8 protein-coding genes are annotated in these 9,815 nt (G+C 70.5%); 2 read left to right on the top strand and 6 right to left on the bottom strand.

The window, feature by feature from the left end; genetic code table 11:
• On the top strand, window positions 1-242 hold a 242-nt coding region (locus C1I97_RS23670), incomplete at its 5' end, for a response regulator transcription factor (protein ID WP_146608273.1).
• Here C1I97_RS23670 and C1I97_RS23665 read toward each other — a convergent pair.
• Both C1I97_RS23665 and C1I97_RS23660 read right to left on the bottom strand, forming a co-directional pair.
• A complete protein-coding gene (locus C1I97_RS23665) occupies window positions 205-1,248 on the bottom strand; it encodes a helix-turn-helix transcriptional regulator (protein ID WP_111005205.1) in 1,044 nt (347 codons plus the stop codon). The two genes, C1I97_RS23670 and C1I97_RS23665, sit on opposite strands and share 38 nt — an antisense overlap.
• Before the next feature lie 196 nt (window positions 1,249-1,444).
• The gene (locus C1I97_RS23660; protein ID WP_111005206.1) at window positions 1,445-2,548 is read right to left on the bottom strand and encodes a sugar ABC transporter substrate-binding protein; all 1,104 of its coding nucleotides are present in this window, start codon (window positions 2,546-2,548) and stop codon (window positions 1,445-1,447) included.
• Window positions 2,549-2,854: 306 nt separating this feature from the next.
• Here C1I97_RS23660 and C1I97_RS23655 point away from each other — a divergent pair, with 306 nt between their 5' ends.
• Window positions 2,855-5,263, top strand: a complete 2,409-nt coding sequence (locus C1I97_RS23655) for a PA14 domain-containing protein (RefSeq protein WP_111005204.1) — start codon at window positions 2,855-2,857, stop codon at window positions 5,261-5,263.
• Between the two features lie 97 nt (window positions 5,264-5,360).
• Here C1I97_RS23655 and C1I97_RS23650 read toward each other — a convergent pair whose 3' ends face one another.
• The 4 genes from C1I97_RS23650 to dnaK are packed head-to-tail and all read right to left on the bottom strand — an operon-like array spanning window position 5,361 to window position 9,563.
• The gene (locus C1I97_RS23650) at window positions 5,361-5,813 is read right to left on the bottom strand and encodes a heat shock protein transcriptional repressor HspR (RefSeq protein WP_111005203.1); all 453 of its coding nucleotides are present in this window, start codon (window positions 5,811-5,813) and stop codon (window positions 5,361-5,363) included.
• Between the two features lies 1 nt (window position 5,814).
• Window positions 5,815-6,987 (bottom strand): molecular chaperone DnaJ, encoded by a 1,173-nt coding sequence (gene dnaJ, locus C1I97_RS23645; protein ID WP_111005202.1) that lies wholly within the window; start codon window positions 6,985-6,987, stop codon window positions 5,815-5,817.
• 48 nt (window positions 6,988-7,035) lie between these two features.
• Entirely contained in the window at window positions 7,036-7,728 is a 693-nt protein-coding gene (grpE, locus tag C1I97_RS23640) for a nucleotide exchange factor GrpE (protein ID WP_111005201.1), read from the bottom strand.
• Window positions 7,725-9,563, bottom strand: a complete 1,839-nt coding sequence (gene dnaK, locus C1I97_RS23635; protein ID WP_111005200.1) for a molecular chaperone DnaK — start codon at window positions 9,561-9,563, stop codon at window positions 7,725-7,727. Before dnaK ends, grpE begins: the two co-directional genes overlap by 4 nt.
• Window positions 9,564-9,815: the final 252 nt, after the last annotated feature.

Raw genomic sequence — 9,815 nt, 5'->3', positions numbered from 1 at the left:
CCCCCATGCACCCCCTCCCCGTCCACCAGCCCTCCACGAACGGCGTCACGCCCCGGCAGCGGGCCATAGCCGCCCTCCTCGTCGAAGGGCACACCGACACGGTGATCGCCGACCGCCTCGGCATGAACGTGCGGACCGCCCGTGAGCACATCGCCAAGCTCGCCGCCACCCTCGGCAGTGCCAGCAGGGCGCAGCTCGGCTACCTCATCGGGCGGTCGGGGATCCTTGACCAGGAGCAGTGAGCGGCGCGCCGCCGGAGGTGCGCGGAGGCCCGTCCAGGCCGGCCTGGGCGATGCGGACGCCCAGCTGCGTACGGCTGGCCGCGCCCAGGGTCTCCGACAGGCGGGCGATGTGCGCCCGGCAGGTCCGGACACTGATGCCCAGCCGTTCGGCGACCACCGCGTCCTGGTGGCCCTCGGCCAGCAGCGCGGCGATGGACTGCTCGCGGTGGGAGATGCCCTCGATGCCCGTGTCGGGCAGCGGCGCGGTCAGCGGGATCGCCAGCCGCCAGAGCCGTTCGAAGACCGTCACCAGGTACTCCACCAGCGCGGGATGGCGCAGCTCCAGCGCCATCGTGCGGTCGGCGTTGGCGGGCACGAAGGCGACCGTGCGGTCGAACAGGATCAGCCGGTCGATGACCTCGTCGAGCGTGCGCGCCTCGACCGCGTCGCCCATCAGCTCCAGGTAGGTGAGCAGGCCCTGGCCGTGCCGGGCCACGTGGGTGTAGAGGTCCCGCATGCGCACCCCGCGGCCGCGCAGCGCCAGGGCCCGGTGCAGCCCCTCCGACAGCTCGTGCTCGCGGCGGATGCCACCGGGCTGGACGGTCAGCACCTCGGTGGTGCACGCCTGGGTCGCCTCGTCCATGGCCGCCTGGATGCGGGACAGTCCGTCGAGGACCCGGATCGCCGTGCCCTCGCCGCCCGCGGAGGGCTCCCACACCCGGCGGCCCAGCCCGGCGTACCGTTCGAAGGCGGCCACCACCGAACCCACCCGCCGATGGCTCTCGCTGACCTCGTCGTACATCCCGCGCAGCAGCCGGGTCATGACCTCCTGCGGCGCGGTCGGCACCAGGAAGTCCATGTCGTCGGGGTCCGGGTGCAGCAGGGCCAGTTCGAGCAGGCAGGGCACCGGCTCGGCGTCCCGGCGCGGCACCCGGCCGCGTCGTACGGCCCGGGAGTACACGCGGTCCCCGGCCTCGCACAGCCGGTCGGCACCGTGTGGATGTTCCCCCGTTCCGTGCCCGGCCATGGCCCACCACACCCCCGGTCTCCGCCTCTTCCGCAGCGCAACTATGCGCGGACCGGACCGGCTGTGCAACACGGCTCCCCTCGGCACGGCCACCGGAAACCACCGGTATCACCCGGTGTGTTCCGGCCTCCGTCCGGCGCGTTGCAGCAAGGTGACGGTGGTGGAGCGGCCCCGGCGGGGCACGTCGGCACGGCGGTCACTTCTTGATGCCGGCCGCCGCGCAGGCCTCCAGGTACTTGCCGGTGCAGATGTCGGCCGTCTTGTGGATGCCGTCCTCGACGACCGTCTCCTTGATGTTGTCCTTGGTCAGGGCGATTACGGAGACCAGCTGCGCGGGGATGTTCTGGTGGGTGGGGCTGCTGACCTTGTCCCGGGTGAGGGCGTCGAACTGGATGTCCTTGCCCTGGACCTTGGCCACGGCCATCTCGGCGGCGGTCTCGGCCTCGGCCGGGTAGGACTTGTACACGCTCATGTACTGCTCGCCGATGAGGATCCGCTGCACGGCGTCGAGTTCGGCGTCCTGGCCGGTGACCGGCGGCAGGTCGGTGACGCCCGCCTCCTTGAGGGCCTTGATGACGGCGCCCGCCATCCCGTCGTTGGCGGCGTAGACGCCGCGGATGCTGCCCTGGCCGATCGCGGCGATCGCCTGCTTCATGTTCGCCTCGGCGTTCTCCGGCTTCCAGTCCTTGGTGTCGTAGGACTTGGCGATCGTCACCTTCCCGCTGAGCTGGGCGAGCGCGCCCTCCTTGAACTGCTTGGCGTTCGGGTCGGTGGGCGAGCCGTTCATCATGACGATCTTGTCGGCGCTGTCGGCGTTCATCTTCTCCAGCAGGGAACGGCCCTGCACCTCGCCGACCAGTTCGTTGTCGAAGGAGATGTACGCGTCGATCGGGCCCTCGGCGAGCCGGTCGTAGGCGATGACCGGGATGCCGGCGTCCTTGGCCTTCCCCACCATGCCGGCGATCCCGTGCGAGTCGACGGCGTCCAGCAGGATGATGTCGACCTTGTCGTCGATCATCTTCTGCATCTGGCCGGCCTGCTTGTCGGCGTCCGCTTCCGCGTTGGCGTACTCGACCCGGCCCTGGCCCCGGGTCAGCTCGGCGACCCTCTCCTTGATGATGGGGTAGTCGAACTTGTCGTACCGCGTGTTGGCCGTCTCCGGCAGCAGCAGACCCACCGTCACGTCGCCGCCCTTGGTCGGGCCCGCGTCGGCGCCGCTCCCTGATCCGCCGAGCATCCCGCAGGAGGCCAGCGAGAAGGTCAGCGCGGGCGCGGCCACGGCTATGACGATACGACGCATCGAGGTGCTCACTTCTGGTGCCTTCCGGACGAGGGCGCAGCATTGCAACCCAGGTGACTGAAAAGCCAACGCGGAGGCGACCACCGGCGTCAAGCGGAACCACTTAACGAGATGACAACACCACACGCCGCTCCCCCTGTGAAGACCTTGCACAGCCTTGCGGAATCCCCTCCAAACGCCCTTTGCGGACCCTTCACCGGGCGGCAGTTCAGCACCGGGCGAAGATTCGTGCAACCAACTGCACACCGCACGAGTCGTGATCATGGGAGCCTCGCTCCGCCGTTCCCCTTCCGATCAGAGGATCGAATGAACCCAGCCAGACGGACGACGGGCGCGGCCCTCGTCCTCACCGCCGCCGGCGGTCTGCTCTCGGCCGCCGCCCCGACCGCCGCGGCCGCCACCTGCGCCTCGCCCGTCTACAAGCGGCAGTTCTACGCGAACACCACGTTCTCCGGCACGCCGAAGAAGACGGACTGCGACAGCGCGGTCAACGAGAACTGGGGCACCGGCGCCCCCGCCTCGAAACTGCCGAAGGACAACTTCGGCGTCCGCTGGACGGTGAGCCGGAACTTCGGCTCCGGCGGCCCGTTCACGTTCAGCGTCGCCGCGCAGGACGGCATACGGGTGTACCTGGACGGCAAGCGCAAGGTCGACCTGTGGAAGAACGTGTCCTCGGCGGTCAGCAGGACCGTCAACGTCACGATCCCCTCCGGCACCCACACCCTGCGCGTGGACTACGTCAACTGGACAGGGCGGGCCAACGTCAAGTTCGGTTACACGCCGCGGACTTCGGCGAGCGTCGACAAGGTCAGGCCGCTCGCCCCGACGGGCGTCTCCGTGTCGTACGACAAGAACACCCGCAAGGCCAAGGTGACCTGGGCCAAGAACAAGGAGATGGACCTCGCCGGGTACCGCCTGTACCGGCGGCTGAAGGGCAGCGGCAGCTGGACGCGCCTGGCCACCACCACGGCCACTTCCGCCACGGACACCCCGCCCCCCACCGGACAGGTCTTCTCCTACGAGGTCCGCGCCCGCGACAAGGCCGGCAACGAGTCCGCCGGCAGCGCCGACCGCCCCGTCACCACCGTCGACAAAACGCCGCCCGCCGCCCCGTTCCTGGAGCTGGACGCCTGCGCCGACGACGACAGGGTCGCCGGCCCCGAACTCGTCACGACCACCGCCAACGCCGCCGACATCGCGCTGTACGAGGCGCAGCGCCGAAACCCCGCGACCGGCGCCTGGACGACCGTCTACACCGGCACCAGGGGCCCCTTCTGCGACCACGGGCAGCCCTCCGACGGCTCGACGGCGACCTACCGCGGGCGGGCCCGCGACGCGGCCGGCAACTGGTCGGCGTACTCCGCCGCCACGACCTTCAGACTCTTCGACACCGTGCCGCCGGCGGTCCCGGCCGGCGCACACGTCGAGTACCGCTCCGGCGTCCCGCACCTGGTGTGGAAGGCCGACGCCGACGCCGCCCGGTACGAGGTCCTCCAGCTCGACCCGGCCACCGGCGCCTGGCTGAAGGCGTTCGGCGACACCGCGGCCACCACGCGCACCGACGTGGTGCCGCGCCAGCAGGCCGCCCCGGCCGAGGAGTACCGGTACGCGGTACGCGCGCTGGACGCCGCCGGCAACGCCTCCACCCCCGCCGAGATCGTCCTGCGGATGGCCGACCGGCCCGGGCCGACCGCGCCGTACGCGCTCAGAGCGCAGGCCCACCACAAGGGGGTGGAGCTGTCCTGGCGCAGCTCCGACCCCTGGTCCGCCGGCAACGACCACCACCCGGCCTACCGGATCGTCCGTACGAATCCCGCGACCGGCGAGAGCACGACCATCGAGCAGTGCTCCCCCTCCGACGCCGACGGCCCCCTCCAGCCGCCGACCACCTGGACGTACGGAACGCCCGACTCCCTCGACCCCGACCACGCGGCGGGGCCGCCCGTCGTCCGCGCCTCCTGCCTGGAGGCCTCGGGCGCCTCCGGGACCACCTACGAGTACCGGATCGCCGCCGTCGACCGGTACGGACACGCCTCCGCGCCCAGCGCGCCCGTCACCGCCACCACCCGGGACACGGTGCGCCCCGCCCCGGTCGTCGACCTGCGGGCCGAGCTCGTCCCGATGGGCGTGCGCCTTTCCTGGAACCCGCCGGCCGACGACGACATCCTCGGGTACTCCGTGTGGCAGGGCGTGCCCGACCCGGACACCGGCGAGACGGTCTGGCAGCGCAACTGCTGGACCGGCGCCTCCATGGCCGACACCGAGGTCCTCTGCCCCACGCTGCACGACGGCCAAGAACACGTCTACAAGGTGGCCGCCTACGACATGATCGACACGAGACAGGGCCCCGACTTCTGGAACCCGGCCGGCATCACGGTCGCCCTGCCCGACACCCGGTCCCCCGGCTGGAGCGGCACCACCGTCGACGTGGCCCAGTATCCGGGCCTGTACGTCCGCTGCGGCACCGCCCTCAACGACATGCCGTGCGGCGGCTGGACCGACTACCGCTGGGAGCGCTGGGACGCCGCCTCCGCCACCTGGACCACGCTCACCACCGGCAGAATCGAGGACGGCGTCACCGTCGACTACACGGACACCGAAGTGCACGAGGGCCTGTTCGACCTGTACTACTACCGGGCGGTCTACAGCGACCCCCACGGCAACGAACAGGTCGTGAGGGAACGGGCGTACGGCATCTGGGCCAACTGGCTCTGACCGCCCTTTCGCACGCCGGGCACGACGACGGCGGCCCCGGCCTTCGAGAGGCCGGGGCCGCCGTGCGTGTACCGCGTGTACTGCCCGTACCGGAGGGCTAGTTCTGGTCCTTGGCCTTCTTCGGGCGCCACACCACCAGCGCGCTGGTCTGCTGGACCTCCTGGTAGGGGACCAGGTCCCGGCGGTAGGAGGCGTGGACGGCGGCCTCGCGCTGCCGCATGGTGGCCGCCGCGCCGTCCAGGGCCGCCTGCAGCTCCGCGATGCGGGACTGCAGGGCGGTGACCTGGTTCTCCAGTTCGATGATCCGCTTGATGCCGGCCAGGTTGATGCCCTCGTCCTGCGACAACTGCTGCACCTGGCGGAGCAGTTCGATGTCGCGGGCCGAGTAGCGGCGGCCCCGCCCGGCGGTGCGGTCGGGGGACACCAGGCCCAGCCGGTCGTACTGACGGAGCGTCTGCGGGTGCAGTCCGGACAGCTGGGCGGCCACCGAGATGACGTACACCGGTGTGTCTTCCGTCAGTTCGTACGGGTTGCGACGGCGGCCGTCCATCTCATGCTCCCTTCGCGGCCTCGAACAGCTTCGCCCGCGGGTCCTCGCCGGCGGTGGCCTCGCGATACGCCTCGAGCGCGTCACGAGCCTTCCCCGACAGGTCCTTGGGGACACTCACCTCCACGGTGACCAACAGGTCGCCGCGGCTGCCGTCCTTGCGGACCGCACCCTTGCCACGGGCCCGCATCGTACGGCCGTTCGGTGTACCGGGGGGCAGTTTCAGCGTCACCGGGGGCCCGCCCAGGGTGGGCACCCGGACCTCGCCGCCGAGGGCCGCCTCGGGGTACGTGACCGGCACGGTGACGGTGAGATTGTCGCCCTTGCGGCCGAACACCGGGTGCTCGCCGACGTGCACCACCACGTACAGGTCGCCCGCCGGTCCGCCGCGCTCGCCCGGAGCGCCCTTGCCGCGCAGCCGGATGCGCTGCCCGTCGGCCACGCCCGCGGGGATGCGCACCTGCATCGTCCGGGACGACTTGGCGCGCCCCGAGCCCGTGCAGACGTCGCAGGGGTTCTCCGCGATCAGCCCGCGGCCCTTGCAGTCGGGGCACGGGTCGGTCAGCGAGAAGCCGCCGCCCGAGCCGCGCGCCACCTGCCCGGTGCCGACGCAGGTCGGGCACACGCGCGGTGTGCCGTTCTTGTCGCCGGTGCCCGAACAGGCCTTGCACGGCTGCTGGCTGGACATCCGCAGCGGCACCGTGGCGCCCTCGATGGCCTCCGTGAAACTCAGCGTGACCTCGGACTCGATGTCCTGGCCGCGCCGGGGCTGGGTGCGCGTGCCCGCACCCGCGCCGCCCCGGTTGAACAGGCCCCCGAAGACGTCCCCGAGGCCGCCGCCGAAGCCGCCGCTCCCGCCCTGGGCGCCCCCGCCGAAGAGGTCGCCCAGGTCGAAGTTGAAGGAGCCGCCGGCGCCCGGCCCGGGGCGGAAGCCGCCGTTGCCGAACAGGGCGCGGGCCTCGTCGTACTCCTTGCGCTTCTTGGGGTCGCCGAGCACGTCGTTCGCCTCGGAGATCTCCTTGAAGCGCTCCTCGGCCCTGGCGTTGCCCTTGTTGGCGTCCGGGTGGAACTCACGGGCGAGCTTCCGGTACGCCTTCTTGATCTCGGCCTCGGTGGCGTCCTTCGGGACGCCGAGGACCTTGTAGTAGTCCTTCTCGATGAAGTCCTTGGTGCTCATCCCCGGCGTCCCTCCTCTCGTGCCTCTCGTGCGTCGTTCGCCGCCGCGTCAGCCCTCCTCCGGGCCACCGTTCTCCTTGTCCTCGCCCTGCTCGGCGTCCTGGGCCTTGCCGGACTCCTCGGCCGGCTTGACTGTCTGCGCGCCCGGCTGGGGCTCGGCCACGGCCACCCGCGCGGGGCGGATGGTGCGCTCGCCGATCCGATACCCGGGCTGCAGGATCGCCACGCACGTCGTCTCGGTGACGTCCGGCGCGTAGGAGTGCATCAGGGCCTCGTGGATCGTCGGGTCGAAGGGCTCGCCCTCCTTGCCGTACTGCTGCAGCCCCATCTTCGCCACCACGGTCTCCAGCGACTCGGCGACGGACTTGAAACCGCCCACCAGCTCGCCGTGGTCCCGCGCGCGTCCGATGTCGTCGAGCACGGGCAGGAGCTCGGACAGGAGATTCACCACGGCGATCTCCCGTACCGCGACCCGGTCGCGGTCGACCCGGCGCCGGTAGTTCTGGTACTCGGCCTGCAGTCGCTGGAGGTCCGCCGTGCGCTCGTTCAGCGCCGTACGGGCCTGGTCCAGCTGGGCCGTCAGCCCGGTCGCCTGGTCCGTCTCCGCGGCCTGGGCCGCGTCCTTGTCCTGGGCGGCGGCCTGCGGCTCGGTCTCCTCGGGCGCGGTGTCGGGGGCGGCGTCGGACTGCTGTGGCGGAGGCTGCGGCTGATGCTCCTCGAAGCCGGGAGTCTCCTCGGTCACGCCGCACCGTCCTTGCGCTCGTCGTCGACAATCTCGGCGTCGACCACGTCGTCGTCGGCCTTGGCCTGGCCGGCACCGGCACCGTCCGCGGCCTGCGCGGTCTGGGCGTCGGCGTACATGGCCTGGCCGAGCTTCTGGGAGACGGCCGCGACCTTCTCGGTGGCGGTACGGATCTCGGCGGTGTCCTCGCCCTTGAGCTTCTCCTTCAGCTCGGCGACGGCGGACTCCACCTCGGTCCTGATCTCGCCGGGGACCTTGTCCTCGTTGTCCTTGAGGAACTTCTCGGTCTGGTAGACGAGCTGCTCGCCCTGGTTGCGGGCCTCGGCGGCCTCGCGGCGCTTGTGGTCCTCCTCCGCGTAGCGCTCGGCCTCCTCGCGCATGCGGTCGACCTCTTCCTTCGGGAGCGAGGAGCCGCCGGTGACGGTCATCTTCTGCTCCTTGCCGGTGCCGAGGTCCTTCGCCGTGACGTGCATGATGCCGTTGGCGTCGATGTCGAAGGACACCTCGATCTGCGGGACGCCGCGCGGCGCCGGCGGCAGACCGGTCAGCTCGAACATGCCGAGCTTCTTGTTGTACGCGGCGATCTCGCGCTCGCCCTGGTAGACCTGGATCTGCACCGACGGCTGGTTGTCCTCGGCCGTGGTGAAGATCTCCGAGCGCTTGGTCGGGATCGTGGTGTTGCGCTCGATCAGCTTGGTCATGATGCCGCCCTTGGTCTCGATGCCGAGGGACAGCGGGGTGACGTCGAGCAGCAGGACGTCCTTGACCTCGCCCTTGAGGACACCGGCCTGGAGCGAGGCGCCGATGGCGACGACCTCGTCCGGGTTCACGCCCTTGTTGGCCTCCTTGCCGCCGGTCAGCTCCTTGACGAGCTCGGCGACCGCGGGCATACGGGTGGAACCACCGACGAGCACGATGTGGTCGATGTCGTTGACGGAGACGCCGGCGTCCTTGATGACGTTGTGGAACGGCGTCTTGCAGCGCTCGAGCAGGTCGGCCGTCAGCTGCTGGAACTGGGCGCGGGTGAGCTTCTCGTCCAGGTGCAGCGGGCCCTCGGCGGACGCGGTGATGTAGGGCAGGTTGATCGTGGTCTCGGTGGACGAGGACAGCTCGATCTTGGCCTTCTCCGCCGCCTCACGCAGACGCTGCAGGGCCATCTTGTCCTTGGCCAGGTCCACGCCGTGCCCGGCCTGGAACTGCTTGACCAGGTAGTCGACGACACGCTGGTCCCAGTCGTCACCACCGAGGTTGTTGTCACCGTTGGTGGCCTTCACCTCGACGACGCCGTCGCCGATCTCCAGCAGCGAGACGTCGAACGTACCGCCACCGAGGTCGAAGACGAGGATCATCTGCTCGTCCTTGTCGAGGCCGTACGCCAGGGCGGCGGCCGTCGGCTCGTTGACGATGCGCAGCACGTTCAGACCGGCGATCTCACCGGCCTCCTTGGTGGCCTGGCGCTCGGCGTCGTTGAAGTACGCCGGCACGGTGATGACCGCGTCGGTCACCTTCTCGCCGAGGTAGGCCTCCGCGTCCCGCTTCAGCTTCTGCAGCACGAAGGCGCTGATCTGCTGCGGGTTGAAGTCCTTGCCGTCGAGGTTGATCTTCCAGTCGGTGCCCATGTGGCGCTTGACCGACCGGATGGTCCTGTCGACGTTGGTCACCGCCTGGCGCTTGGCCACCTCACCGACCAGCACCTCGCCGTTCTTGGCGAAGGCGACGACGGACGGCGTGGTCCTGGCGCCCTCGGCGTTGGTGATGACGGTGGGCTCGCCGCCCTCCAGAACGCTGACGACGGAGTTGGTTGTGCCCAGGTCGATGCCGACCGCACGTGCCATGGTGAATTCCTCCAGCTGACTTGAGTGGAACGGACTCAAGTGTGCCTGAGGCTCACCGCCGGGTCAACAGACCTGAGTCTGCCCGGCTCAACTCTTATCCATCCCTTATACGCAAGGGCGCTCTGACCTGCGACGATGCTGATTTCTGGGGCGGCGGGCCCGGATACGGAGGTTGACGGCGGGGGGCGCGGGGAGCACGGACGGCGGCTCCGGCGTCGTAGGGCCACCTGCTTCTCAGGGCTTCGCGGATCC

Source organism: Streptomyces sp. NTH33, assembly GCF_003236365.1.
GTDB lineage: Bacteria > Actinomycetota > Actinomycetes > Streptomycetales > Streptomycetaceae > Streptomyces.
Note: the sequence above shows the minus strand (reverse complement) of the source record. Positions and strands in the feature narration are given on the sequence as shown.